This is a genomic window from Haloarcula onubensis (assembly GCF_031624605.1).
Classification (GTDB): Archaea; Halobacteriota; Halobacteria; order Halobacteriales; family Haloarculaceae; genus Haloarcula; species Haloarcula onubensis.
Map to the genome: position 1 here is coordinate 86,600 of NZ_JAMQOS010000003.1, position 23,720 is coordinate 110,319.

The 23,720-nt window shown below is 68.5% G+C and carries 26 protein-coding genes and 1 tRNA gene; 12 read left to right on the plus strand and 15 right to left on the minus strand.

Annotation, left to right across the window (positions count from 1 at the left end; genetic code table 11):
• Positions 1-197 precede the first annotated feature (197 nt).
• Together NDI86_RS09890 and NDI86_RS09895 are read left to right on the plus strand one after the other, a co-directional pair.
• Positions 198-1,367 carry a tubulin/FtsZ family protein gene (locus NDI86_RS09890; protein ID WP_310900260.1) on the plus strand — a complete coding sequence of 390 codons (1,170 nt, stop codon included), beginning with the start codon at positions 198-200 and terminating at the stop codon, positions 1,365-1,367.
• 88 nt (positions 1,368-1,455) lie between these two features.
• A complete protein-coding gene (locus NDI86_RS09895) occupies positions 1,456-1,635 on the plus strand; it encodes a PhzF family phenazine biosynthesis protein (protein ID WP_310900261.1) in 180 nt (59 codons plus the stop codon).
• A 214-nt stretch (positions 1,636-1,849) separates the two neighbouring features.
• On the opposite strand, the gene NDI86_RS09900 is transcribed toward NDI86_RS09895, so the two are convergent.
• Positions 1,850-2,824, minus strand: a complete 975-nt coding sequence (locus tag NDI86_RS09900) for an aldo/keto reductase (RefSeq protein WP_310900262.1) — start codon at positions 2,822-2,824, stop codon at positions 1,850-1,852.
• Between the two features lie 75 nt (positions 2,825-2,899).
• Here NDI86_RS09900 and NDI86_RS09905 point away from each other — a divergent pair, with 75 nt between their 5' ends.
• On the plus strand, positions 2,900-3,274 hold the full coding sequence (locus NDI86_RS09905) for a VOC family protein (protein ID WP_310900263.1): 375 nt from the start codon (positions 2,900-2,902) through the stop codon (positions 3,272-3,274).
• 39 nt (positions 3,275-3,313) lie between these two features.
• Positions 3,314-3,553 carry a hypothetical protein gene (locus NDI86_RS09910; protein ID WP_310900264.1) on the plus strand — a complete coding sequence of 80 codons (240 nt, stop codon included), beginning with the start codon at positions 3,314-3,316 and terminating at the stop codon, positions 3,551-3,553.
• Between the two features lie 94 nt (positions 3,554-3,647).
• Here the strand turns inward: NDI86_RS09910 and NDI86_RS09915 are convergent.
• The 4 genes from NDI86_RS09915 to ilvA all read right to left on the minus strand — a co-directional run bounded on the left by NDI86_RS09915 (position 3,648) and on the right by ilvA (position 5,371).
• A tRNA-Ser gene (locus NDI86_RS09915) sits at positions 3,648-3,729 on the minus strand.
• 26 nt (positions 3,730-3,755) lie between these two features.
• On the minus strand, positions 3,756-3,959 hold the full coding sequence (locus NDI86_RS09920; RefSeq protein WP_310900265.1) for a DUF7981 family protein: 204 nt from the start codon (positions 3,957-3,959) through the stop codon (positions 3,756-3,758).
• Positions 3,959-4,105: a Rid family hydrolase gene (locus NDI86_RS09925; protein ID WP_310900266.1), complete on the minus strand. Its 147-nt coding sequence runs from the start codon at positions 4,103-4,105 to the stop codon at positions 3,959-3,961. The genes NDI86_RS09920 and NDI86_RS09925 overlap by 1 nt, the downstream gene beginning before the upstream one ends.
• 54 nt (positions 4,106-4,159) lie before the next feature.
• Positions 4,160-5,371: a threonine ammonia-lyase gene (ilvA, locus tag NDI86_RS09930; protein WP_310900267.1), complete on the minus strand. Its 1,212-nt coding sequence runs from the start codon at positions 5,369-5,371 to the stop codon at positions 4,160-4,162.
• Between the two features lie 256 nt (positions 5,372-5,627).
• Between ilvA and NDI86_RS09935 the strand changes: the two genes are divergently transcribed.
• The 3 genes from NDI86_RS09935 to NDI86_RS09945 all read left to right on the plus strand — a co-directional run bounded on the left by NDI86_RS09935 (position 5,628) and on the right by NDI86_RS09945 (position 9,614).
• Positions 5,628-7,259 carry a potassium channel family protein gene (locus NDI86_RS09935; protein ID WP_310900268.1) on the plus strand — a complete coding sequence of 544 codons (1,632 nt, stop codon included), beginning with the start codon at positions 5,628-5,630 and terminating at the stop codon, positions 7,257-7,259.
• 295 nt (positions 7,260-7,554) lie between these two features.
• Entirely contained in the window at positions 7,555-7,725 is a 171-nt protein-coding gene (locus NDI86_RS09940) for a hypothetical protein (protein ID WP_310900269.1), read from the plus strand.
• A 182-nt stretch (positions 7,726-7,907) separates the two neighbouring features.
• Positions 7,908-9,614, plus strand: a complete 1,707-nt coding sequence (locus tag NDI86_RS09945) for a glycoside hydrolase family 13 protein (protein WP_310900270.1) — start codon at positions 7,908-7,910, stop codon at positions 9,612-9,614.
• A gap of 229 nt (positions 9,615-9,843) precedes the next feature.
• Here NDI86_RS09945 and citZ read toward each other — a convergent pair whose 3' ends face one another.
• Complete coding sequence (gene citZ, locus NDI86_RS09950; RefSeq protein WP_310900271.1) at positions 9,844-10,989, minus strand: citrate synthase; 1,146 nt, start codon at positions 10,987-10,989, stop codon at positions 9,844-9,846.
• A gap of 231 nt (positions 10,990-11,220) precedes the next feature.
• On the opposite strand from citZ, the gene NDI86_RS09955 reads away from it, so the two are divergent.
• Entirely contained in the window at positions 11,221-12,453 is a 1,233-nt protein-coding gene (locus tag NDI86_RS09955; protein WP_310900272.1) for a potassium channel family protein, read from the plus strand.
• Here NDI86_RS09955 and NDI86_RS09960 read toward each other — a convergent pair.
• Positions 12,428-12,685, minus strand: coding sequence for a DUF7536 family protein (locus NDI86_RS09960; protein ID WP_417936258.1), 258 nt, complete (start codon positions 12,683-12,685; stop codon positions 12,428-12,430). The genes NDI86_RS09955 and NDI86_RS09960 overlap by 26 nt on opposite strands.
• A gap of 178 nt (positions 12,686-12,863) precedes the next feature.
• Here NDI86_RS09960 and NDI86_RS09965 point away from each other — a divergent pair, with 178 nt between their 5' ends.
• Both NDI86_RS09965 and NDI86_RS09970 read left to right on the plus strand, forming a co-directional pair.
• The gene (locus NDI86_RS09965; RefSeq protein ID WP_310900273.1) at positions 12,864-13,751 is read left to right on the plus strand and encodes a hypothetical protein; all 888 of its coding nucleotides are present in this window, start codon (positions 12,864-12,866) and stop codon (positions 13,749-13,751) included.
• A 40-nt stretch (positions 13,752-13,791) separates the two neighbouring features.
• The gene (locus NDI86_RS09970) at positions 13,792-14,748 is read left to right on the plus strand and encodes a succinylglutamate desuccinylase/aspartoacylase family protein (protein WP_310900274.1); all 957 of its coding nucleotides are present in this window, start codon (positions 13,792-13,794) and stop codon (positions 14,746-14,748) included.
• Here NDI86_RS09970 and NDI86_RS09975 read toward each other — a convergent pair.
• The 3 genes from NDI86_RS09975 to NDI86_RS09985 all read right to left on the minus strand — a co-directional run bounded on the left by NDI86_RS09975 (position 14,745) and on the right by NDI86_RS09985 (position 16,833).
• Positions 14,745-14,948 carry a hypothetical protein gene (locus tag NDI86_RS09975; RefSeq protein WP_310900275.1) on the minus strand — a complete coding sequence of 68 codons (204 nt, stop codon included), beginning with the start codon at positions 14,946-14,948 and terminating at the stop codon, positions 14,745-14,747. The two genes, NDI86_RS09970 and NDI86_RS09975, sit on opposite strands and share 4 nt — an antisense overlap.
• Positions 14,949-15,005: 57 nt before the next feature.
• The gene (locus NDI86_RS09980; protein WP_310900276.1) at positions 15,006-15,221 is read right to left on the minus strand and encodes a DUF7511 domain-containing protein; all 216 of its coding nucleotides are present in this window, start codon (positions 15,219-15,221) and stop codon (positions 15,006-15,008) included.
• Between the two features lie 346 nt (positions 15,222-15,567).
• Complete coding sequence (locus tag NDI86_RS09985) at positions 15,568-16,833, minus strand: TiaS agmantine-binding domain-containing protein (protein WP_310900277.1); 1,266 nt, start codon at positions 16,831-16,833, stop codon at positions 15,568-15,570.
• Between the two features lie 219 nt (positions 16,834-17,052).
• Between NDI86_RS09985 and NDI86_RS09990 the strand changes: the two genes are divergently transcribed.
• Positions 17,053-18,024 carry a transcriptional regulator gene (locus NDI86_RS09990; RefSeq protein ID WP_310900278.1) on the plus strand — a complete coding sequence of 324 codons (972 nt, stop codon included), beginning with the start codon at positions 17,053-17,055 and terminating at the stop codon, positions 18,022-18,024.
• Positions 18,025-18,336: 312 nt separating this feature from the next.
• On the opposite strand, the gene NDI86_RS09995 is transcribed toward NDI86_RS09990, so the two are convergent.
• From NDI86_RS09995 to pyrE, 3 genes are all read right to left on the minus strand, one after another.
• A complete protein-coding gene (locus NDI86_RS09995) occupies positions 18,337-18,585 on the minus strand; it encodes a glutathione S-transferase N-terminal domain-containing protein (protein WP_310900279.1) in 249 nt (82 codons plus the stop codon).
• 59 nt (positions 18,586-18,644) lie between these two features.
• Entirely contained in the window at positions 18,645-20,075 is a 1,431-nt protein-coding gene (locus NDI86_RS10000; RefSeq protein ID WP_310900280.1) for an NCS2 family permease, read from the minus strand.
• 103 nt (positions 20,076-20,178) lie between these two features.
• Positions 20,179-20,718: an orotate phosphoribosyltransferase gene (gene pyrE, locus NDI86_RS10005; protein WP_310900281.1), complete on the minus strand. Its 540-nt coding sequence runs from the start codon at positions 20,716-20,718 to the stop codon at positions 20,179-20,181.
• Positions 20,719-20,834: 116 nt separating this feature from the next.
• Between pyrE and glmM the strand changes: the two genes are divergently transcribed.
• The gene (gene glmM / locus NDI86_RS10010) at positions 20,835-22,193 is read left to right on the plus strand and encodes a phosphoglucosamine mutase (RefSeq protein WP_310900282.1); all 1,359 of its coding nucleotides are present in this window, start codon (positions 20,835-20,837) and stop codon (positions 22,191-22,193) included.
• A gap of 10 nt (positions 22,194-22,203) precedes the next feature.
• Here the strand turns inward: glmM and NDI86_RS10015 are convergent, their stop codons facing one another.
• Both NDI86_RS10015 and hisI read right to left on the minus strand, forming a co-directional pair.
• Entirely contained in the window at positions 22,204-23,316 is a 1,113-nt protein-coding gene (locus NDI86_RS10015; RefSeq protein ID WP_310900283.1) for a DUF7118 family protein, read from the minus strand.
• The gene (hisI, locus tag NDI86_RS10020) at positions 23,316-23,678 is read right to left on the minus strand and encodes a phosphoribosyl-AMP cyclohydrolase (RefSeq protein ID WP_310900284.1); all 363 of its coding nucleotides are present in this window, start codon (positions 23,676-23,678) and stop codon (positions 23,316-23,318) included. Before hisI ends, NDI86_RS10015 begins: the two co-directional genes overlap by 1 nt.
• Positions 23,679-23,720: the final 42 nt, after the last annotated feature.

Here is a 23,720-nt window from a genome sequence, read left to right on the forward strand (position 1 = left end):
GGAACCACGTAAAGCGGCCGTCTGTAAAGCTCGCTTTACACGTAAAACGTGCTTTACACAGGGGCATAAAACTACCGACAGGACCTTCCGACCGTCGTCAGCGGTCGTCACAGTGACGGCGGGTAAACGAGGGTTACCGGCCGCGAGCGCCGGTAACCGAATCATAGTAAAGAAACGGACCGACGGAGCCACGGCGTATGCACGTTGCCGTTATCGGGTTCGGGAACGCCGGGGGAAAGATAGTCGACGCCATCCTGGAGTTCGAGGCCGACACCGGCCGCTCGCTGTGCAAGGACGTTCTGGCGGTCAACTCCGCCGAGATCGACCTCGCGAAACCGGACCGAATCCCCGAGGACCGGCGACTGCTCATCGGCCAGACCCACGAGCGAGTGAAAGGGCGCGGCGTCGGTGCCGACCCCGAACTCGGCGCCGAAGTGGCCCGTCGGGACCTCGGCGAAATCGACCGCGCGCTCGACTCCGTGCCGGTGTACGAAGTCGACGCCTTCCTCGTCGTCGCCGGCCTGGGCGGGGGCACCGGCAGCGGCGGCGCGCCCGTCGTCAGCCGACACCTCCGCGAGATGTACGCCGAACCGGTGTACGGCCTCGGGGTCCTGCCGAGCACGGACGAGGGCGGACGCGCCTCGCTGAACGCCGCCCGCTCGCTGCAGTCTTTCACCGACGCCACTGACAGCCTCATGCTGTTCGACAACGACGCCTGGCGACAGGCCGGGGAGTCGCTGTCGAGCGGCTACGACCACACCAACACCGAACTCGCTCGCCGGGTGACGACGCTGCTGGGCGCCGGCGCGCTGGACGACTCGACGGTCTCGGAGACCGCGATGGACGCCAGCGACATCAACCGGACGCTGTCGACCGACGGGGTCAGTACCATCGCCTACGCGAGTGCCGAACTGGACCGGGGGACGAAATCGGGGCTGCTCGACCAGTTCCGCACCAACGGCCACGAAAGCGACACCGACTACGCCCAGAAGGTCCACGGCCTCGTGCGGCGGGCCGTCAAGGCGCGGCTCACCTGTCCCGCCGACGTCGAGTCGGCCGAACGCTCCCTGGTCGTCGTCTCCGGCCCACCCGAGGAGCTCTCGCGCAAGGGGCTCCAGCACGCCCGCCAGTGGCTCGAAGAACAGACCGACAGCGTGGAAGTGCTGGCCGGTGACGACCCCAGAGAGGACGCTGACCGGCTCTCCGTGGCCGTACTCCTCTCGAACGTCACCGACATCCCCCGCGTCGACGACCTGCAGGAGCGGGCCGTCGACGCCCAGGAGAAAATCGAGGCCGAAGCCAGCGCCCGCGACGACGAGGTCGCGGAGCTGGTTACCGACGAGAACAACCAGCTCGACCCGCTCTGAGACAGCCGGTTGGGAGTCGTACCCACCCCAGCGCTCTTTCGGACCGACCGTCAACCGAAGGCCACGGCCCCGCCTCTACTTCGTCGACGTGTTCGCCCGCGAGCGCTACACCGGCAACCAGTTGACCGTCGTCACGGGCGCCGGCGACCTGGCCGGCGAGGAGATGCAGGCCATCGCGGCCGAGATGTCCTACTCCGAGACGACCTTCGTCACCGGGCCGCCCGACGGCGGCGGGGTCGTCCCCGTGGTCCGCGGTGAGTTGCTGTAGCGTATCGCGAGGAACCGACGGCAGGAGATTCCTCGCTGCCGCTTCGCGGTTCCGCTGTCACCGCGTCGCTTCGAGGGGTCGGTCGCTACTGCTCGCGTGTCGCTTCGCTCCGCTCGCTGTTCGAGGGCTCCCTGTGGTCGCCCTCGCTACTGCTCTCCGGTTCCCGATGGTCACCGCGTCGCTTTCGAGGAAGCTCGCGATGCTCGCTTCCTCGCTACTCGTGGCCGTACACGGGAACCGGCTCGTAGGGCTCCTCCAGATACGCCACGTCCGAGGCCGAGAGGTCGATATCCAGCGCCTCGACGGCGGCCTCCAGGTGTTCGATGCTGGACGTGCCGACGATTGGCGCGGTGACGTTGTCGTTCTGGAACTGCCAGGCCAGCGCTATCTGGGCCATCGTCACGCCGTGGTCGGCCGCGAGTTCCTGGACGCGCTCGTTGATCTCCGGGCTCCCCGGCCCCTCGGCGTAGGGGACTTCGGCGTTCTCGGTCTCGTGGACGCCCCGCGTCGTCGATGTGAACTCCTCGTGGGGGCGGGTCAGGTAGCCCGCACCCAGCGGGCTCCACGGAATCGTGGCGACGTTCTCCCGATTACAGAGCGGGTACATCTCGCGTTCCTCCTCCCGGTAGGCCAGGTGATACAGGTCCTGCATCGTCTCGAAACGCGCCAGTCCCTCGCGGTCGCTCACGTGCAGCGCGCGCTGGAACTGGTGGGCCCACATCGAGGAGGCGCCGATGTGACGGACCTGCCCGCGGGCGACGGCGTCGTCCAGCGCCCGCAGCGTCGTCTCGATGGGCGTCTCGTCGTCCCAGCGGTGAATCTGGTAGAGGTCGACGGTGTCCATCCCCAACCTGTCGAGCGAGTTCGACAGTTCCTGCTCGATGGTCTTTCGGGAGAGCCCGCTGGCGTTGCGGTGGTCGCTCGCGCCGGGAAAGCGGACCTTGGTGGCGACGACCTGTTCGTCGCGGTCGTAGTCGGCCAGCACGTCGCCCAGAATCCGCTCGCTCTCGCCCGCGGAGTAGACGTTCGCCGTGTCGAAGAAATTCACCCCGAGGTCGATTGCCCGCTCGATGAGTTCGCGGCTCTCGGCCTCGTCCAGCATCCACTCGCGACCGCTCCCGAAGCTCATACAGCCCAGACATATCTTGCTGACTTCGATACCGGTCGACCCGAGCGTAGTGTACTCCATAGCTACCACAGCCGTTGTAAACACAAAGGCGTTCGGACCGGTACTGTCTTTCCGCGGCCGCTCCCAACGGCCGCTATGGACCTGGCACACGTCGCCATCTGCGTCTCGGACCTGGAGCGCGCGCTCGAGTTCTACGGCGAACTCGGCTTCGAGGAGACACATCGGTTCACGCTCGACGGCGTCGAGAACGTCTACGTAGGCAAGCCCGGAAGCGACGGCGACCTCCAGTTGCGCTACGACCCGGCCCGGACCACGCCCGTCGCACCCTCGCGGGCCGACACCGACCACGTCGCGTTCACCGTCGAGGACGTCGAGGCGACGTTCGAGAACGCACTGGCGGCCGGCGCCGCACCAGTCTTAGAGCCGACGGAAATCGAGTCAGCGGACGCCTACGCCGCGTTCGTCGAGGACCCCGAGGGGTACACCCTCGAGTTCTACCGCGGCCTGTAGCGCCCGAGGAGCTACCTCGCTGGCGACCGTAGCAGCGGCATGGTCACGGCCGGCGAGCTCTACGTCCTCACGGCGACCGTGATGACGCTGGTCGCGCTCGCGGCGGCGCTTCCGGTCCTCCGCGATATCGTGCGCGATGGCCGCGAGCGACTGCGAAAGAGACCGGCGCCACCAGTGGAGGACGGCGACGCCGGCGAGGCAGTCGACGGCGTCCGGTGTCGCCACTGCGGAACGGTGAACGAGGACGGCTACTGTGAGGAGTGTTCTCGGCAATTGTAGCTGGACTAAATCCCAGTCGTTGCGGTACAGTAGCATACGGCGAGCGCAGCGAGCCGGAGGCTCGCGAGGAAGGGCGACGAAGTAAAAAGTGGTACGCCAGGACTGGGATTTGAACCCAGAATCCCGAAAGGGAACACGCTTTCCAGGCGTGCGCCTTACCGTTCGGCCATCCTGGCTCAACGGAGAGTCCGGGGGCGGTCGGTTAAGGACTTTCGTTTCCGGGCAGGCGGTTCCGGGCCGCGTAGGTCAGTACCGCGGCACCGGCCAGCACGACCAGCGCGACGCCGAACTTCGCGCCGAGTGCGACCCGCTGGCCGCTGAGAAGTTCGTACCCCTGCAGGAGGACGAGGAAGGCCAGGCCGCCGACCACGCCCCACAGCAGGCTGGACTTGGTTCGGGGGTCCATCAGCGGAGGGCGGTGGCATCGATTTCGACGGCGACGCTCTTCGGGAGCGCATCGACGCCGACGGCCGAGCGGGCCGGTGGGTCGCCGAAGACGTCGGTCGTCGCGTCGAAGTCGTCGATGTCGTCGCGGAAGACGGTGTCTTGCATGCCCGAGACCGGGCGTGCGAACCGTATAAAGGCGCCGTCGAGCCGGCAGCGCCGTCAGACCAGCACTTCGACCGGAAACCCGTGCTCGCGCAGTGCGGCGAGCAGGTCGTCGACGTGGTCGGGGCCGCGCGTCTCGAGGTCCAGTTCCACCTCGGCGTCGTTCATCGCCACGTCCCGGTTCGTCCGGTCGTGCTCGATGGCGTAGATGTTGACCTGCTGGTCGGAGAGCACCCCGACCAGTTCCTCCAGGGCGCCGGGACGGTCCTTCAGGACGGTCCTGATACGGAGATAGCGACCCGTCTCGACCAGCCCGCGGACGATGACGTTCGTCAGCGTGTTGAGGTCGATGTTGCCCCCACAGAGCGCCGGGACGACGACCTCGCCGTCGTCGTAGTCGAACTTCTCCTCGATGACGGCGGCCAGCGCGACGGCGCCGGCGCCCTCCGCGAGCGTCTTCGACCGCTCCAGGAGCGTGGTGAGCGCCACCGCAATCTCCGAGTCGGAGACGGTCACCACGCCGTCGACACGCTCGCGGATGACCTCGAACGTTCGCTCGCCGACGGTTCGGGTGGCGATGCCGTCGGCGATGGTCTCGACGCTGTCTCGCTCGATGCGGTGGCCCGTGCGCAGGGACTCGGCCACGCTAGAGGCCCCCTCGGCCTGGACGCCGACGACGCGAATCGAGGGGTCCAGTCCCTTCAGCGCGGTGGCGATGCCGCTGATGAGGCCGCCGCCGCCGATGGGCACCACGACGGTGTCGACCTCGGGGAGTTCGTCGTAGATTTCGAGCCCGATGGTCCCCTGGCCGGCCATCACGTAGTCGTCGTCGAAGGCGTGGACGTAGGTGCGCCCCTCCTCGCGCTCTATCTCGTGGGCGCGGTCGGCGGCCTCGTCGTAGTCCTCGCCGTAGAGTACGACGTCGCCCCCGTAGCTCCGGGTGGCTTTCACCTTCGAGATGGGGGCGTGTTCGGGCATCACGATGGTCGAGTCGACGCCGATGCGCGTGGCCGCCAGCGCGACGCCCTGGGCGTGGTTGCCCGCGCTGGCCGTGACGACGCCTTTCGCCCGCTGCTCGGGGGAGAGCGTCGCGATGCGGTTGGTCGCGCCCCGCAGTTTGAACGAGCCGGTCCGCTGGAACAGTTCGAGCTTCAGGTGGACCTCGGCGCCGGTCATCGCGGAGAACGTGTGGGAGTACTCGAGCGGTGTGTGGCGAGTCGTCTCGGCGACCCGGTCGCGCGCCGCCCGCACGTCTTCGACGGATAGCATAGCACCGGCTACTGGCCGTGGCGTGTTATACTGTCGGGCCGGCGAAAACGGATAGGGAGAGCGTGTGACTGCGTTCGAAACGAGTAGGCCAGGGTACTTAAACCCAGCCGAAGCGGAGTGGAAGTGTAACCGCACGACGAAGTGGCCGCCGCCACAGCTGTCACTGGAGTGTCACGCCACAGATAGTATATAAACCGGCCGCGGCGTAGACGCCCGTCAGAACTGTTTTAGGTCGCCTCGGCAACGTACTGAGTAGATGGACACGTGGCAGCGACGGACGGTCCTGTACCTCGTCGGCCTGGCCGGTGTTATCCTGGGCTACGCGCTGGCCTACGACTACGGGATGTCGGCCTTCGAGAACGACCCCCGGCGGTTCCTGGACGCGCTGGCCTTCGTCGTCGAGACGTTCACCACGACCGGCTACGGCTCCGACGCGCCCTGGACGAGCACGGAGATGCGCCTGCTGACCATCCTGATGCAGATAACCGGCGTCACCGCTATCTTCCTGGCGCTGCCCGTCCTCCTCTTTCCGCTGTTCGAGGAGGCGATGAAGACGAAGGCGCCGACGACCGTCGAGCGCGAACTCGAGGACCACGTCGTCATCTGCCAGTTCACCCCCCGCGGGGAGACCCTCGTCACCGAACTGGAGTCGTGGGACGTCGGCTACGTCGTCGTCGAACCCGACGGCGACCGCGCCAACGCGCTCTACGAGGAGGGGTATCACGTCATCCACGCCGACCCCCAGTCCGTCGAGGGCCTGGAAAAGGCCCGCCTCGGCGACGCGCGCGCCCTCGTCGCGGACGCCTCCGACCAGATCAACACCAGTATCGTCCTCACCGCCCGCGAGGTCGACGAACACGTCCGGACGGTGAGCGTCGTCGAGGAGCCAGACCGCGCGAAGTACCACGACCTGGCGGGCGCGGACGCCGTCCTCTCGCCGCGCCGAATCCTCGGCGAGAGCCTCGCCAGCAAGGTCACGACGGGCGTCTCGACGACGCTGGGCGACTCCATCGAGGTCGGCGAGGACTTCGATATCGCCGAACTGCCCATCCACCGCGGGAGCGACCTCGTCGGCACGACGCTGGCCGAGAGCGGCATCCGCGAGGAGACCGGGGTCAACATCATCGGGGCGTGGTTCCGCGGCCAGTTCGTCAGCCCGCCCTCGCCCGACGCCGAACTCGACGGGTCGACGGTGTTGCTGGCCTCGGGGACCGCCCGACAACTCGAACGCCTGAAGTCCCGAACCCTCTCCAGCGTCCGGGGCTTTCGCCGCGGCGAGACGGTCATCGTCGGCTACGGTGAGGTCGGCCAGACCATCGCGGAGGGGCTGGGGGACGCCGGCGTCCCCTATACCGTGCTCGATATGGTCGACAAGGACGGCGTCGACGTCGCGGGCGACGCCACCGAGCCCGACGACCTGCGGGCCGCCGGCATCGGGGACGCCCGCACCGTCATCCTCGCGCTCTCCGAGGACACCGACACGGAGTTCGCCACCCTCGTGATTCGGGACCTCAACCCCGACGTGGAGATTATCGCCCGCGCCGAGGAGAGCGAGAACGTCACGAAGATGTACCGCGCCGGCGCCGACTACGTCCTCTCGCTGGCGACGGTGAGCGGCCGGATGCTCGCCTCCACCATCCTGCAAGACGAGGACGTCATCTCGATGGACCAGCAGGTCGAGATCATCCGCACCGAGGCCGGTGAACTCGCCGGGACGACGCTCGGCGACGCCGAGGTGCGCTCGCGGACCGGTTGTACCGTGGTCGCCGTCGAGCGCAACGGGTCCGTCCTGACCGACCTCGGCCCCGACGTCCGCATCCGGTACGCGGACAGCCTCGTCATCGCCGGGACGGATGCGGGCGTCAATCGGTTCCAGCGGCTGTTCTAGTACCTTATTGCCGGGAGGGTCCTCCGCAGCGAGCCGCAGGCTCGCGAGGAAACCCTCCCGGCAAAAATCTACGCTAAAAAGGCCGGAATCTCGACCCGCTCGCGGCTTCGCCGCTCGCTTACGAGGTCGCAAGGCGACCTCGCTGGCCTCGATTCCGGGGAAACGGCGCGGAGCGCCGTATGCTTCACTCCGACAGCCTGCCCGTCCCCGTGTTCGCGCGATAGCCCGCGCTCACGGCCTGACGATTGCCACGCTGGGCAGACACGGTGGAACGGGACCGACGCCGTACGGCGGCGTGTGGGAACCACTGGGGCTCGCCGACAGCTGGCGGGCGTACCGGTTCGAGTGGACGACGCCGGAGCTCTCGACTGACACCCTCTATCTCGCCGTGGGCCACGCCGTCGTCCAGGAGGCCGACGCCGCCCACTACGTCGACGATATCAGCGTGGCGTTCACGGACCGATAGCGGCGGCGCGCACTCAGCGTCCGACGCCGGGTACCGGAGTCGGCGGCTGTGCCGCCAGGTACGCGAGCGGAACGGGCGTCTGCGAAGCCGTGGCCGCCCGCTCGGACAGCGCTCGCAACTAGCACGCTGGAGCTACCGCTGCCACCAGAATACTTCTGAGGTGCTACGCAAGTAGTACTATCATGAATGCCAACGGGACACCGGACCGTCAGTGGTGGAAGGAAGCGGTCGTCTACCAGATTTACCCGCGCAGTTTCAACGACAGCGACGGCGACGGCGTGGGCGACTTGCCGGGAATCACGCAGAAGGTCGGGTACCTCGACGACCTCGGCGTCGACGTCGTCTGGCTCTGTCCGGTGTACGGGTCCCCGAACGCCGACAACGGCTACGACATCAGCGACTACCGCTCGATAGCGGACGAGTTCGGGACGATGGCCGACTGGGAGGCCCTGCGCTCGGAACTGCACGCACACGACATGCGACTGCTCATGGACCTCGTGGTCAACCACACCTCCGACGAACACGAGTGGTTTCAGCGGTCGCGGCGACGCGAGGCGGGGTACGAGGACTACTACTACTGGCGCGACGGCGGCGTCGACGCGAACGGCGACCCGGTCCCGCCGAACAACTGGGAGTCGTTCATGGGCGGGTCGGCGTGGACCTACGACGACGCCCGCGAGCAGTGGTATCTCCACCTCTTCGACGAGAAACAGCCCGACCTGAACTGGCGGAACCCGGACGTACGTGACGAAATCGCATCACTCGTCGAGTGGTGGCTGGAGAAGGGCATCGATGGGTTTCGCATCGACGCCATCAACTACATCTCGAAGCCGGAGGGCCTCCCCGACGGGACCGCCGACCGCGAACCGAAGGGCATCGAAGTGTTCAGCCACGGCCCGCGGATTCACGACTACCTCCGCGAACTGTACGAGCGCACCTTCGCGAACTACGACGTGATGACCGTCGCCGAGATGGCCGACACGACCGTCGAGATGGCCGAGAACTACCTCGGCGAGGACGGCGACGGCCTGAACATGATATTCCACTTCGAGCACATGGGCGTCGACATCAGCCCCCGGGGGCGGTTCGACCCGAGCGAGTGGGGCGAGTGGAGCCTCCCGGAGTTCAAGCGCATCATGAGCCGGTGGCAGACGGACCTCGACGCGGAGGGGTGGAACGCGACGTACCTCGGCAACCACGACCAGCCGCGAATCGTCTCGCGCTTCGGCGACGACGAGGCCTACCGAACGGAGAGCGCGAAGCTGCTCGCCACCTTCCTGCTGACGACGCGGGGCACGCCGTTCGTCTATCAGGGCGAGGAAATCGGGATGACGAACGACGACTTCCCGGAGCTGTCGGCGCTCGACGACCCGATGACCGTCGGTGCCATCGAGGACCTCTTCGAGGCCGGGCGGGCCGATTCCTACGCGGAACTGCGCGAGTTCGTGAACTACGTCAGCCGCGACCACGCGCGGACGCCGATGCAGTGGGCCGACGCGGCGAGCGCCGGTTTCACGACCGGCGAGCCGTGGTTCGCGCCCAACGAGAACTACCCGGATATCAACGTCGCGGCGGCCCGCGCCGACGAGGAGTCCGTCTGGCACTACTACCGGCGACTCATCGACCTGCGACACGAGGAGGACGTGCTCGTCTACGGCGAGTACGACCTCCTGCTCCCCGAGGACGAGCAACTGTACGTCTACCGTCGCGCGCTCGGCGACGAGACGGTGCTCGTCGTTCTCAACTGGTCGAACCGACCCGCCACGGTCGACGCCGGGGTCGTCGACGGTACCCCTCTGGCGATACTGCAGAGCAACTACGACGACTCACCGGCGGACCCGGCGGGACAGCAGTTCCGACCGTACGAAGCGGTCGTCTATCGGCTGTAACCTATCGCTCCTCGATGGGCACGAACGTCGTCTCGTCGGTGTCCGGGCCGACGTAGCGGGCGCGGGGGCGGATGAGGCGGTCGCCCTCCACCTTTTTCATCGTCGCCCTTCCTCGCGCGCCTCCGGCTCGCCGTGGAGAGGGCTCCTCGAAAAACGTGGGCGAAAAAGACAGGCCGCTCACTCCGTTCGCGGCCGTGAAACCGCGCCTTCGGCGCGGTACAGACGCTTACTACCGCTCCTCGATGGGCACGAACGTCGTCTCGTCGGTGTCCGGGCCGACGTAGCGGGCGCGGGGGCGGATGAGCCGGTTGTCCTCGATGTACTCGATGACGTGAGCGACCCAGCCGCCGACGCGGGACATGGCGAATATCGGGGTGTAGATGTCGATGGGGATGCCCATCTGGTAGTACGTCGAGGCCGAGTAGAAGTCGACGTTGGGGGCCAGCCCCTTCTCCTCCATGAGGTAGTCCTCGATGGTGGTGGACATCTCGTACCACTTCAGGGAGCCGGCGGCGTCGCCGAGTTCCTTCGAGCGCTCGCCGAGAATCTTCGCGCGGGGGTCCTTGACGTTGTAGACGCGGTGGCCGAAGCCGGAGACGCGACGCCCCTCGTCCAGCGCCGTCTTGACCCAGTCCAGGGGGTTCATCTCGGCGTCGTCGACCTCTTTGAGCATCTCCATGACGTCCTGGTTGGCGCCGCCGTGGAGCGGGCCCTTCAGGGTGCCGATGGCGGCGGTGACGGCGCTGTGGAGGTCCGACAGGGTGGAGGCGGTGACCATCGCCGAGAACGTCGAGGCGTTGATGCCGTGGTCGGCGTGGAGGACGAGCGCCTGGTCGAAGACGTCGGCCAGCACGTCGTCGGGCACCTCGTCGTTGAGCATGTAGAGGAAGTTCTCGGCGTGGCCAAGGTCCTCTCGGGGGGCGACAGGGTCCGACCCGTTGCGGATGCGGGTGAAGGCGGCGATGATAGTGGGAATCTTCGCGGTGATGCGGCGGCCGCGCGCGAGGTTGACCTCCTCGTCGGTCGGGTCGGCGTCCTGGACGGCGGGGTCGTACCCCGAGAGCATCGACACCGCGGTTCGGAGGGCGGCCATCGGGTTCTCGTCGGCCTCGGCCAGTTCTCGGACCGTCGCGAGCACGGCGTCGTCGACCTCCCGCTCTGTCGCCATCTCCGACGCGAACGCGTCGAGTTCGTCGCTGTCGGGCAGATGGCCGTACCAGAGCAGGTACAGCACCTCCTCGTAGCTGGCGCCGTTCGCGAGGTCCTCGATGGTGTACCCCCGATAGACGAGTTTACCCGCGTCACCGTCGATCACGCTGAGACCGGATTCGGTGACGAGGACTCCCTCCAGCCCTTTCTTGAGGTCGTCGGACATACCCAAACCGTATCCGACCGGCCGGGAAAAGCATTTTCTTTCCGGGCGTCACTGTCACATAGTCGGCGGCGCGAAACTGGACGTTCAGTCAGCTCTGTCGCGGACGGGTTCGCGTTCTCGCACTCATGGTGGCAGGAATAGCTGTTCTGTCGGCGTCCCGCGGGTGGAGTTGTCGTGGGAGCGAATACCACAGAGCGAACGCTTTTCAACGGTGGTGTCAAATCGAGGGATATGGAGCCCACGGGGACGGTCGAGTACGAACCGGTGAGCGTCAAAGCGGTGCTCTCGGAGATGAAAGACACCGCCGAGTTGCTCATCGACCTCTCGTACTCGGCCGTCCTGCTGGGCAGCGACGACGTGGCGGGGGAGGTGCTGGAACTGGAGGCGAAGATGGACGTGCTCCAACTTCGCGCGCGGATGAGCCTGCTGATGGCCTGTCGGTCGACCGACGACGCGGAGGCGCTGGCGCCGGTGCTGGGGATGGTCGGCGCCGCCGAGAAGATAAGCGACGCCGCCGGCGACATCGCCAAAGTCGTCCTGGAGGACATCGGGCTGCCCGACACGATGCGGGCGGCGCTGCCCGAGGCCGTCGAGACGCTGGTCCGGGCGACCGTCACCGCCGATTCGCCGCTGGCCGGGCAGAGCCTGGGCGCGCTGAACCTGGAGACGGAGACCGGCGTGCGCGCGCTGGCCATCCGCCGACAGGGGAACTGGCTGCTCAACCCGACGCGGGAGACGCAGCTACAGGCCGAGGACGTGGTCCTGCTGCGTGGCCCAGAAGACGGCGTCAGCGACGTGTATCAGGACGCCACCGGCGAGCCCTACGTCCCCCCGGAACCGCCGGAGGGCGACACGGGGGACCTCGAACGCGCCGTCGACTCCATCGTCCTGATGAAGGACATGGGCGAACTCGCCGTCGACCTGGCCTACGGCGCGGTGCTGTTCGACAGCGAGGCCGTCGCCGAGGAGGTCGTCGAACTCGAAGCCGAGGTCGACGCGCTCCAGTCGCGCTTCGAGGCGTGGACGCTCCGGGCGGCCGCCGACATGGACGACCCGGTCTCCCTGCGCGGGCTCGTCCATCTGGCCCGCTCGACGGAGGTCATCTCCGACGCGGCCCTGGAGATAAGCGAGGGCGTCCTGCGCGGGCTCTCGACCCATCCGGTCGTCGCCGAGGCGGTGCGGGAGTCCGACGAGATAATCGTCCGGGCGACGGTGGCCGCCGACGGCGACCTGGCCGGCCGGACCATCGGCGACGCCGCCGTCAAGACCGAGACGGGGATGCGCATCATCGCAATCCGCCGGTCCGCCGGCGAGAGCGACCGCACCGGACGAGCGGGCGGCGAGTGGGTCGTCTCGCCGGGTCCCGAGACGCCGCTTATGGCCGGCGACGTGTTGCTCGCGAAGGGGACCCGCACCGGCGCCGACCGCCTCGGCGCGCTCACGGGGACGAGCGGGCGAGCCTGACCGCCGAGACGGCGGTGAAAACGGCCGTCAGCAGGCCGCCCAGCGAGACGAGCAGGACGAACGCGAGCGCCCCGTAGAGGTAGGTCGGCCGGGTCGTCCCGGGGAGGACGAACAGCGCGACCAGCCCCGCCGTCACGAGAGCGGCGAGGCTGAAGCCGTACTTCGCGTTCCGCGGGACGTTCAGCGCGGCGACCATGGCCGCGGCGCCACTCTCCGGGTCGGACTCTGACACACCCCCCGGTAGGGACCGGGGTGAAAAGACCGCATCGGTCTCCCGTCGCGAACGGGGGACGACCCTCGGCGGGCCGACGGCCAGAACAGGGAGGTTACGGCGCGACCGGCCGGCCGGGCCACGGGGAAGCCGACGTATTACTTTCCACACACTCGGTCGCGTTCGCCACACGAACCGAATGGCCGGAACTCAGAACGACGAACGCCGGCGCTCCGTGCGACGGGTCGCACTCACGTTGCTCGTCGTCGGTGTGGCCGTCACGGCGACAGCGACGGCGACTGCCACGACCACCGGCGGTCCCGCGAGCGAGCCGTACAGTTTCGAGCGCCCGGTCGACGCGCTGCAACCGGACGACGAGGGCGGCCCACCAGCGGGCGCCGGGCCGCCGGACGATGCCGGCCCGCCGGACGACGCTGGGCCGCCGGATGGCGCTGGACCACCGGCTGACGCCGGCCCGCCGGGCGGTGGCGCTGAGGGCGACCCGGCCGAGGAGTCGGACGACGGTGCTGACGACGACGGGAGCAGTGACCCGACGGCGGCCGAGGAGGGGACCGGTGATGGCGAGGAGAGCGGCGAGAGCGAGGCGGACACCGGCGGCGGGACTGCCACCCCGGCCGATGACGGCGGCACGGGTGGTGAGACAGACGGCTCGACCGGTGGAGGGACGGATACCGGCGACGGGAACGACACCGTCGAGACCGACGACAGCGGCCAGTCGACGGACACCGACCGCACGGGCGGCGACGGCGACCCGAGCGCCGACGACGGAGGTGGGCGCGACACCGAAACCCGCGACCGGGCTGTCGACACCGCCGTCGAGACGACCGGCGCCCCGGAACGCCAGCCGACCGCCACGGACGCCGACCCCACGGCGACCGACGCGGAGGGCGAGCGTGCGGCCACGGCGCGCGCCAGCACCGAGACCGACACGGCCCGGCGCACCTCCGGTACCCCCGTCGTGACCGACCCCGGGTCCGGTCGGCCCGGCGGCGGCGGGTTGGTCGTCGCCGGCGTCTTCGTCCTGCTGGGCGCAGCAGAGCTGGTGGTGATGCGCCTGCAACAGTAAATCCGAACCAGTAAAGTCGGACAGGCCGAATGGGCGGGTAATGGTAACTCTCGGTACGGCGAGTGCCGCTCCCGGTGAGATAGACACCGGGCGTCTGGCGGTCGGCGAGACCCGCGACGGCAGCCCCGTCGGACTGCCGGTCGCGGTCATCAACGGGTCACGGAGCGGCAAGACCCTCTACATGCAGGCCGCGAGCGACGGCGACGAACTGAACGGCGTCGGGGTCGTCCAGCGCGTCGTCCCGCAACTCGACCCGAGCGAGCTTTCCGGCACGATTCTCGTCTGTGGCATCGTCAACTACCACGCCTTCCAGGTGGCCGAACACCGCAACCCCATCGACGACACGAAGATGAACCGGGCCTACCCCGGCGACGCCTCGGGGACCTCCAGCGAGCGCATCGCCGCGGCGACGTACGACGCCGCCGTGAGCGCCGACCTCGTCGTCGACCTCCACCAGGGGTCGACCTCGAAGATGATAGAGGAGGTCCGGGTGCGGTGTGGCTCCCGCCACCGCCTCCACGAGGAGTGTCTCGAACTCGCGAAGGTGTTCGACTGCGGCTACATCTTAGACCAGAAGGGGCCCGACGGCCAGTTGGCCCGTGCCGCGCCCGACGAGGGGGTCCCGACCATCGACCCCGAACTCGGCGGCTGTGTCGGCTGGGACGAGGGCTCGATACGGGCGGGCGTCGACGGCGTCTTCAACGTGCTTCGCTACTACGACTTCCTCGAAGGACAGGCCGCGCCGGCGCCCCAGGCCCGCGCCACCGGCTTCGAGCAGTACGGCTCACCGGTGGGCGGCCTCGTGGACTTCCACCCGGACCTGGGCGACCGGGTGAGCCGTGGCGAGACGCTGTTCGAGGTGACCGACGTCTTCGGCGAGACGAAACGCGAGATTACCGCCGACTCCTCGGGTGTCTTCTGGCGGTCGCGGCGGCTCCCGCAGGTCGCCACCGGCGAGTACGTCTGCTCGGTCGGGACGAACATCGACACGTACTAGCGCCACAACACCAGCGACACGGGCGTGTCGGCGTCGACAGAGACCCACTGTGAGTCGACCTCGGACGGGTCGACGTCGGCGGCGTAGCAGATGTACCGCTCCGTCCCGTCCGAGCGGCTTCGCACGACCGCTGGAAGGACTCCTTCGTCGGGGTCCGGCGAGGGCGTCCCGCCGGACGCTTCCTGGTGCTCAGTGCCCATAGGCCCGCTGTAGCTGAGAGACGGTATTGTTACCGGTGGGTTATCCCGCAGAAGGCGTCACCGAACGTCGTCGAGGTCGACGAGCAGCCCTTCGGGGACCGCCAGCCAGTGGGTCGACATCTCTACGTCCGGCCTGTCGTCGGGGTACAACAGCGCACGCTGTCCGCCGTCGGCAGTGGGTTCCAGTTCGCTGGTCAGCAGTGCCTCGCTGAACTCGTCCTGTGGAAGTGGTGGTCGCGTCTCGATATCCGATGGCGACGACTCGCTGCCCATACGCTCTCTACCCGCCTGAAACGTATTGTTATAGATTCCATACCTCGTTGGCACGTCGCTATGGGCGCCCTATCGACACCGGCCGGGCGGTATCGCTCGGATTACCGCGCCGGAGGTGCGGTCCGGTTACACCCCGGTTACCGCGCCGGATGCGTCGGCCCGTCGAACCCGCCCCGAACCAGCGGCTCCCCGACCACGTTTTTGCCGGGAGGGTTCCCGCAGCGCGCTCGGAGAGGGCGCGAGGAAATCCGAGCGGCAAAAACGTGGGTGAAAAAGGCCGGACGCTCACTTCGTTCGCGTCCGGGGAAACGGCGGCCGATGGCCGCCGTATGCCCCCACCGTCCTCCTACCGTTCGGAATGCGTCGGCCCGTCGAACCCGCCCCGAACCAGCGGTTTCGCGATGTGCCGGCGCGCCACCGGCGGGACCTCGTACCAGCCCGGTTCGAGGTCCCGGTCGACGGGCCGTTCGACCTTGCCGTCCGCGCTGGTCCCGCAGTCCCGACAGCGATAGCCCTGCCCCCGGCCGGCCGAGGACATCGTTCGCCCGCAGTCGGGACACACCGGCGTCGCCGGTTCGGTCCGCACCAGCGACCGGACCGCGAACTTCTCCAACTTCAGGGTCCCGTCGGTCACCTCGCCACAGACGGTGACCGCGTCGCCGGCCCGCAGCGCCCGCACGCGGTCGCGGAACCGCTTTGTCGGCTCGAACGCGGCACACTGGAGGCGAGTGCCGTCGTCGGCGACGGGGACGAACACGTGGCCGCCCTGGCGGGTCTCGGGCGACGCGGCGACGGTCCCGCTGACGCGGTAGGCGCTGTCGTCGCTCACGGCACCCACGGCGCCGTCCTGCAGATGGACGTCGGTCCCCTGGTTCGTGACGAAGGTCGCGCGCCGGTCGACGGGCTCGCTCTCGACGGCGTCGGCGACGGCGCGGCAGGCGTCGGAGTCGTCGCCGCGAATCCCGTAGAGGATGGGACAGGGCGTCCTGGGGACACAGACGGGGTAGCCCGACGCGCGGTCGACGGTGTCCCACACCGCGGGATAGTGCGAATCGGCCGCCGCGCGGACGCTCTCGGCGTCGACCTCGCGCTCGCTGCCCCAGCGGTCGGGCTCGCGGTAGGCGATGTGTTCGTACGTCCAGTCGTCGAGGGCGGCCCACGCGCCGACGGCCGAGAGCGCGCCGACCACCCCCCGACCGTTGCCCCGCTGGACCCGCGCGAAGCCCGCGGTGTCCGCGACGAGCGTCGCCGCCGTCCGGTCCTGAATCGTCCGAATCGCGTCGAGCGTGAACTCGGCGACCGGCGGCGGTACCTCGTCGGGGTCGCAGTCGGCCACGACGGCGCCGGGGTTCGTCTTCGGGTCGTCGGTCTGTGCCAGGTCGAGCGTCGCCCGGACCAGCGCCGTCGCCCGGTCGGCGTCGAGGTCGGTGTGGACGGCGAGCGCGGCGTTCCCGCGGGTCTTGTGCTCGACGGCGGGGTTGAGCCGGACGAGGAGCAGTCGCTCGACGCGGCCGCCGGCGTCGCGTATCCGCTCGGCCAGTTCGGCGGCGGCGTAGGTCGTACACATCCCAGTCTCCCGGGAGTCGGTATCGTCCAGTCCGACGACGGTCACTACGAGCGTGTATCGGGTTCTCCGGCATAGCGGTTTCGTCGCGAGTCGCGGGCGGTGACCGGCCGAAAGGGCGTGTTGAACGGCGGCCGGGACGCGCCCGGACGTGGCCACACCGCCGTTTCTATCGCTGATAGCGGCCGTCAGGCGGCCACTAATCATCTCACAGGGGCGGCACAACGCATATATGCCGAGAACAGCTTACCCCCCAGTAGAGAGCAGATGTCACGGTCCGCACTGGTAGGCAACGTAACCGCCATGCTCGAGGACGCCGGATTCCTCGTGAGCGACCGGTGTGCGATTCGACCGAAGAGCTTCGACATCGCGGCCCGCCGCGGCGAGGACGTCTTGCTCGTGAAGATTCTCGGCAACATCGACGCCTTCGACGCCCGGACCGGCGCGGAGATGCGCCGGCTGGGGACGTACCTGAACGCGACGCCCATCGTCGTCGGCCTCCGGACGAGGGACGAGGAACTGAAGCCGGGCGTGGTCTACTTCCGCAACGGCGTCCCCGTCCTCTCGCCCGACACGGCGATGGACCTGTTCGTCGAGGAGGTGCCGCCGCTCATCTACGCCGCGCCTGGCGGGCTGTACGTCAACATCGACTCGGAAGTGCTGGCAGACGTCCGCGAGGAGAAAGAGTGGTCGCTGGGCAAACTCGCCAAGGAACTGGGCGTCTCCCGCCGGACGGTCTCGAAGTACGAGGACGGGATGGACGCCTCCGTCGAGGTCGCGGCCGAACTGGAGGAACTGTTCGACGCCCCGCTGACCTCGCCGGTCAGCGTCCTCGACGGCGCCGAGGAGATTCGCGACGAGGAGCCGACGCCCGAAGACCCCGACGTGGCGCCCGAGGACGAGCCCATCGCCACCGTCTTCACCCGCATCGGCTTCGAGGTCCACCCGACCAACCGGGCGCCGTTCAAGACGGTCAACGAGAACGCAAAGCGCCGCGAGCAGGTGCTGACCGGCCACTCCGCGTTCACCGAGGCCGCCGAGAAGCGCGCCCGCATCATGTCCTCGGTCGGCGAGGTGACCAAGACGCGGTCGGTGTACGTCGTCGACGAACTCACCCGGGAGTCCGTCGACGGGACGGCGCTCATCGAGAAAGCGGAGATGGAGGAGATTCGGGACGCCGACGACCTCCGGGACCTCATCATGGAACGGGGCGAGGAGCCCCAGGAAGACGCGGCCTGAGGTCGCCAGCACTCGCCGCGTCCAACGTGTACCACGCTCGCGCCGGTACGGAGTTCGACCTCGTCCGGGCCGGTATCGCACCACAGCGCGCCGACGGGCTCGTGAACGCGGCCGGCACGAGCCTGCGGATGGGCGGCGGCGTAGAACGGGTTACGACGCGCCGGAGCCGTACGTCTCTTCCAGATACTCGACGATATCAGTCCCACCTTTTTCAGCGTCGGGTCCCCGCGAAGCGGGGACCACTCCTCGAAAAACGTGGGCGAAAAAGGCCGGTCACTCACTCCGTTCGTGACCGGTACACGAGAGGGGACCTTACGACCCGTACGTCTCTTCGAGATACTCGACGATGTCGTCGGACTCGGGCATCCCCTCGACGCCGTGGTCTTCGTCCACGAGCACCGGGACGCCGGTCTGGCCCGACACTGCCTCGACCTCGGTTCGCTCGCTGTGTGAGCGGGGGACCATGTGGGACTCGTACTCCAGGCCCAGTTCGTCGAGTTTCGTGATTACCTTCGCGCAGTACGGACACCCCTCCAGTTCGTAGAGTTCGAGAGTCGCCATTACGCAACTATCTACGGGGCGGACCGGAAAAAGCGCGTCGGTGGAGTACAGGGCGAGCGTCAGAGGGCGCCGGCGAGGAGGCCGCTGGTACGGACGAAGAAGTAGAAGACGAACGCGGCTGCCAGCACCCACTGGCCGGCGTGGATGTCGCCGCGCTCTCTCTGTGCGAGTTTCACCACTGGGTACGCGATGATGCCCGCGGCGATGCCGTAGGAGATGGAGTAGGTAAAGGGCATGATGAAGATGGTCAGCCCCGCCGGGATGGCGTGGCTCAGGTCGTCCCAGTCGATGTCGACGATGTTACGCAACATCAGGACGGCGACGACCACCAGCGCGATGTGGGAGGCGTGCAGCGGGACGGCGGCCGCCAGCGGGACGAGTGCGAGCGAGGCCAGGAACAGTAGTGCGACCACGAGCGCGGTCAGGCCCGTCCGGCCGCCCTCCTCGACGCCGGTCGAGGACTCGATGTACGTCGTCACCGTCGAGGTGCCGATGATGCCGCCGACGGTGGTGCCGATGGCGTCGGCCAGCAGCGGGCGGTCCATCTGGGGGAGGTTGCCGTCCTCGTCGAGAAAGCCCGCTATCTGGGAGACGCCGGTCAGCGTCCCGGCCGTATCGAAGAAGTCGACGAAGAAGAACGTGAACACGATAAGCGAGAAACCCAGCGCGTCGACGTTCGAGAGCCCCTCGATGAACGCGCCGACGAGCGGCGTGATGTCGTAGCCGGCCGCCGAGTAGACGACGTCGGTCTGCCCGGTCAGGCTGGCGGGCGTGTACAGCGAGACGCCCTCCGCGACCTGTGGGTTCCGGGCCGTGTATCCCAGCGCGCTGGCCCCGTAGGAGAGTACCGTCGTGATGACGATACCGAGGAGGATAGAGCCCGGCACGTCGGCTGCATACAGCGCGAACGTGACGAACAGTCCGAGAACGGAGATGATGGCGATGGGGTCGGTCGCGAAGACGGGGTTGAACTGCAGGAAGGTCGCGGGGTCGGAGGCGACGACGTGCATCGCCTCCAGCCCGATGATAGCGAGGAAGAGGCCGATACCGCCCCCGACGGCGAACTTCACCGGTTCGGGGAACAGTTTGATGAGATACTCACGCGCGCCGACGACGGTCAGCAGGACGAACAGCACCCCCTGGACGACGACGGCGGCCAGCGCCGTCTGCCACGGGACGCCCAGTCCCAGGACGACGGTAAAGGCGAAGAAGGCGTTCAGTCCGAGTCCCGGGGCCTGTGCGAACGGTCGGTTCGCGTACAGGGCCATGACCAGCGTGGCGACGGCGGCCGAGATGATAGTCACCACGGCCAGCATCTGGATCGTCTGGCCCGTCGTCCGGCCGTTCACACTGATAGCGGCACTGAGGATGGCGGGGTTGACGACGACGATGTAGCTCATCGTCAGGAACGTCGTCACACCCGCGAGAATCTCGGTCGATACGTCGGTGTCGTGGTCCGCGAGGTCGAAGACCTGCTCCAGCGTACCCATTACGGTGGCGTTGCCAGCGGGCGGGTTAAGCGTGACGAGTTTGGACAGAAATGATGTAGAACGAGTTACGAATCACAGTTAATACACGTGAGGCGGCCCGAATTTAAACGTCCACGTCGTCGGGCGCGTCCGCCAGCAGGTCCGAGGCGGTGACGAGCGATTCGAGTTCCAGGTCGTGTTCGGCGAGGTTCTCGGCCCCCCCTTCCTCGCGGTCGACGACGACGAGCACGCGCTCGACGACCGCGCCGGCCTCCCGCAGGGCCTCTGCGGCGTCGATGGCGCTCTGGCCGGTCGTGGCGATGTCCTCGATGACGACGACTTCCTCGCCTTCCGTCAGGTCGCCCTCGACGAGGTTCGCGGTGCCGTACTCCTTCTGTTGCTTTCGGGCGATGACGTAGGGCAGCCCCGTCTCGACGCTGGTGACCGCGACCAGCGGCACCCCGCCCAGCGCGACGCCGGCCAGTTTGTCGTCGCCGACCCGGTCGGCGAAGGCCCCGGCGATGAGTTCCAGACACCGGGGGTTCGTCTCGAAGACGTACTTGTCGACGTAGTAGTTCGAGGTGCCCCCGTGGGAGAGCTCGAACTCCCCGTACTTGACCGCGTCAGCGTCACGCAGCGCCGCGATGAGGTCCTGGTTGGCCATACCTGCTGTGAACGGCGAGGTGGCTAATGGCTGTTGGAATCGGTGCGTGTCGGGGCGCCGACACCGGCTGTGGGTGTCGACATCCATAAGCCGGTCGGCTACGCAGGTCTGCTCGAATGCACGTGTTCGGGTCGAGCGGCGTCCGTGGCGTCGCCGGCGAGGAACTGACGCCACAGGACGCCATGCGGGTCGCACAGGCGGCGGGGAGCGTGTGGGCCACCGACACCGAGCGGGTCGCCGTCGCCCGGGACACCCGGACCACCGGGCGGACCTACGAGAACGCCGTGACGAGCGGGTTCACCGGGCACGGGTTCGACGTCGACAGGCTGGGGGTCGTGCCGACGCCGGGGCTACAGGCGTACTGCGAGGCCGAGGGCGTCCCGGGGCTGATGGTGACGGCGAGTCACAATCCGCCGGCGTACAACGGTATCAAACTCATCGGCGCCGACGGCGTCGAACTGAGCCGCGAGACCTTAGACGAGGTCGAGCGCGCCCTCGACGCGGCGCCGAGCCACGCCACCTGGGACCGGATGGGGACCGACCGGCGCGTCGAACGCGCCCGGCGCGACTACAGGGCCGGCATCCGCGAGACGGTCGACCGCGAGCGCATCGCCGGCGCCGACCTCACCGTCGTCGTCGACCCCGGCCACGGCGCCGGGGCGCTCGTGAGCCCCGACCTCTTCCGGGAACTGGGCTGTACGGTCCACACCGTCAACGGCCAACCCGACGGTCACTTCCCCGGTCGGAACCCCGAGCCCGTGGCCGCGACGCTGGGTGACCTGCGGAGCTACGTCGGGGCGACCGACGCGGACCTCGGTATCGCCCACGACGGCGACGGGGACCGGGCGATGTTCGTCGACGAGCGCGGCGAGCACATAGACGGCAGCGCGATGTTCGCGGCGCTGGCCGCCGCCGAACTCGGTGCGGGCGACGGCGTCGTCAGCGCGGTCAACGCCTCCCAGCGACTCGTCGACGTGGTCGAAGCGGCGGGGGCGACCCTCTCGCTGACCCCCATCGGCTCGACGTACATCGTCAGCCGCATCAAAGAACGGCAGGCCGAGGGGACCCACGTCGCCATCGCCGGCGAGGGCAACGGCGGCGTCCTCTTCCCGGACTACCGCATCGCCCGCGACGGCGCCTACACCGCCGCGCGCTTCTGCGAACTGGTGGCCGACCAGCCGGCCAGCGAACTGGTCGCGCCCTACGACGACTACTACAACGTCCGCCGGAACCTCCACGTCGACGACGAGGCCGCCCGTGAGGCGATGCTGTCCGGCATCGAGACGTACGCCACCGACGCCGCAGCCGACCTCGACACGACCGACGGCTGGCGGCTGGACTACGGCGACGGCTGGGTGCTGGCCCGGCCGTCCGGCACCGAACCGGTCGTCCGCGTCTACGCCGAGGCCCGGACCCCCGAGCGGGCGGAGGAACTCGCCGGCCAGATGGTCGGCGCCGCGGAACGCGGAGAGTAGCAGACGCGTTCTACAGCGCCTCGTGTTCCGCCAGCGCGTCCTCGATGTCGGCTCGCTCCTCGCGAGCAGCCGATAGCTCTTCCTCGACCGCACCGCTGGCGAGGCGCTCGCGCTCGCTCTCAGTCAGTTCCGCACGCGCCAGCGCGCTCTCCCGCAGTCGGTCGTAGTCCTCGCGACGGGCCAGCGCCCGCACGTCCCGCAGCGCCGTGACGACGGCCTCGCCGGCAAAGCCCGAGAGCACCGACCGGTACTCGCGGGCGAGCCACGGGAGGTGGTCGGCCGGGGGCGGGGGCCACCCCACGGTCAGGGGCCCGGCGTCGAGGGTCCGGAGGTAGGTCCGCCGGGTGCCCACGGCGCGTTTGAGCGCCGCCGTATCCGCGACGTAGTGGTCGAGCTTCGAGGCGGAGTAGTCGGCGTATTCGAGCAGTTTCGGAATCGGCTCCTCGCCGGCGTCGTGGCTGCCCACGTAGTCGAGCAGGTCGTCGGGCGGCGACTGGAACTCCACGAGCGGGAACGCGTCGGCCCGGGCGACGGCCGACAGCACCTCGCGGGCCGGGGCCGACGAGCGGAACTCGTCGAAGGCCTCGCTGACGGCCTCGTCGTAGCGCTCGATGGGGTCACGGAGACGCGCGACCGGCGCGTCGAGGTCGGCCTCGCCCAGCCGCCGGAGCCGTTCGAGGTCGTCGATGCGCTCGGTCAGGTCGCCCAGTCGCTTGCGGGCGTCGCGTCGGGCCGTCCGGTACCGCTCGCGGGCATCTTCCCAGTCGTCGAGTCGGTCGGCCACCTCCCCGACGGGCTGGAGCTTCCGGCGGGCGGTCTCGAAGTCCGACTCGCTGAGCCGGCGCTGCTGGAGGTAGTCGTCGACGGCCTCGAACGTCTCCCTCTCGGGGAGGTCGTCCTCTAGGTCCTCGGTCAGCTCCGCGACCCGGCCCTCGAACTCGGTGTAGGCCTCGAAGTTCCCGCTGCCGGTGGCGGTGTCCTCGTAGCGGTCGAGCAGGTCGTGGAGCTCCCGGTACAGCTCCCGGCAGCGACGGAGGTCGGCCTCGCCGATAGCGTCGACCCGCTCGCGGGCCTGTCGGCGCTGCGTGGCGGCCTCGTGGAGCCGCTGGGCAGCGTCGACCATCAGTAGACGTCGTCGGGGTCGAACACCTGTTGGCCGACCTCCTCGCCGTCGACGGTCCGGTAGAAACAGGACTCGTAGCCGGTGTGGCAGGCGCCGCCGGACTGCTCGACCAGATAGAGGAGCGCGTCGCCGTCGCAGTCGACGCGCACCTCCTCGATGCGCTGTGTGTGGCCGCTCGTCCCGCCCTTCTTCCAGAGTTCGTCGCGGCTCCGGGAGTAGTAGTGCGCGTAGCCCGTCTCGCGGGTCCGTTCGAGGGCGTCCTCGGTGACGTACGCGAGCATCAGCACCTCGCCCGAGTCGGCGTCCTGGGCGACCGCCGGGAGATACTCGTTGTCGTCGAAGGCGAGCGAAACGTCGGTCATGGTCTGACGTCGCCTGTGGCTAGTATAGGTCTTTTGCACGGC

Excerpts from the sequence above, each read along its gene's own strand:
- ilvA (WP_310900267.1), bottom strand. The coding sequence starts at position 5,371 with ATGCTATCCGTCGAAGACGTGCGGGCGGCGCGCGACCGGGTCGCCGAG.
- pyrE (WP_310900281.1), bottom strand. The coding sequence starts at position 20,718 with ATGGCCAACCAGGACCTCATCGCGGCGCTGCGTGACGCTGACGCGGTC.
- NDI86_RS09935 (WP_310900268.1), top strand. The coding sequence starts at position 5,628 with ATGGACACGTGGCAGCGACGGACGGTCCTGTACCTCGTCGGCCTGGCC.
- NDI86_RS09890 (WP_310900260.1), top strand. The coding sequence starts at position 198 with ATGCACGTTGCCGTTATCGGGTTCGGGAACGCCGGGGGAAAGATAGTC.
- NDI86_RS09970 (WP_310900274.1), top strand. The coding sequence starts at position 13,792 with ATGGTAACTCTCGGTACGGCGAGTGCCGCTCCCGGTGAGATAGACACC.
- hisI (WP_310900284.1), bottom strand. The coding sequence starts at position 23,678 with ATGACCGACGTTTCGCTCGCCTTCGACGACAACGAGTATCTCCCGGCG.
- NDI86_RS09965 (WP_310900273.1), top strand. The coding sequence starts at position 12,864 with ATGGCCGGAACTCAGAACGACGAACGCCGGCGCTCCGTGCGACGGGTC.
- NDI86_RS09955 (WP_310900272.1), top strand. The coding sequence starts at position 11,221 with ATGGAGCCCACGGGGACGGTCGAGTACGAACCGGTGAGCGTCAAAGCG.
- citZ (WP_310900271.1), bottom strand. The coding sequence starts at position 10,989 with ATGTCCGACGACCTCAAGAAAGGGCTGGAGGGAGTCCTCGTCACCGAA.
- NDI86_RS09980 (WP_310900276.1), bottom strand. The coding sequence starts at position 15,221 with ATGGGCAGCGAGTCGTCGCCATCGGATATCGAGACGCGACCACCACTT.
- NDI86_RS09920 (WP_310900265.1), bottom strand. The coding sequence starts at position 3,959 with ATGGACCCCCGAACCAAGTCCAGCCTGCTGTGGGGCGTGGTCGGCGGC.
- NDI86_RS09975 (WP_310900275.1), bottom strand. The coding sequence starts at position 14,948 with ATGGGCACTGAGCACCAGGAAGCGTCCGGCGGGACGCCCTCGCCGGAC.
- NDI86_RS09900 (WP_310900262.1), bottom strand. The coding sequence starts at position 2,824 with ATGGAGTACACTACGCTCGGGTCGACCGGTATCGAAGTCAGCAAGATA.
- NDI86_RS09945 (WP_310900270.1), top strand. The coding sequence starts at position 7,908 with ATGAATGCCAACGGGACACCGGACCGTCAGTGGTGGAAGGAAGCGGTC.
- NDI86_RS09990 (WP_310900278.1), top strand. The coding sequence starts at position 17,053 with ATGTCACGGTCCGCACTGGTAGGCAACGTAACCGCCATGCTCGAGGAC.
- NDI86_RS10000 (WP_310900280.1), bottom strand. The coding sequence starts at position 20,075 with ATGGGTACGCTGGAGCAGGTCTTCGACCTCGCGGACCACGACACCGAC.
- NDI86_RS09910 (WP_310900264.1), top strand. The coding sequence starts at position 3,314 with ATGGTCACGGCCGGCGAGCTCTACGTCCTCACGGCGACCGTGATGACG.
- NDI86_RS09995 (WP_310900279.1), bottom strand. The coding sequence starts at position 18,585 with ATGGCGACTCTCGAACTCTACGAACTGGAGGGGTGTCCGTACTGCGCG.
- NDI86_RS09905 (WP_310900263.1), top strand. The coding sequence starts at position 2,900 with ATGGACCTGGCACACGTCGCCATCTGCGTCTCGGACCTGGAGCGCGCG.
- NDI86_RS10015 (WP_310900283.1), bottom strand. The coding sequence starts at position 23,316 with ATGGTCGACGCTGCCCAGCGGCTCCACGAGGCCGCCACGCAGCGCCGA.
- glmM (WP_310900282.1), top strand. The coding sequence starts at position 20,835 with ATGCACGTGTTCGGGTCGAGCGGCGTCCGTGGCGTCGCCGGCGAGGAA.
- NDI86_RS09925 (WP_310900266.1), bottom strand. The coding sequence starts at position 4,105 with ATGCAAGACACCGTCTTCCGCGACGACATCGACGACTTCGACGCGACG.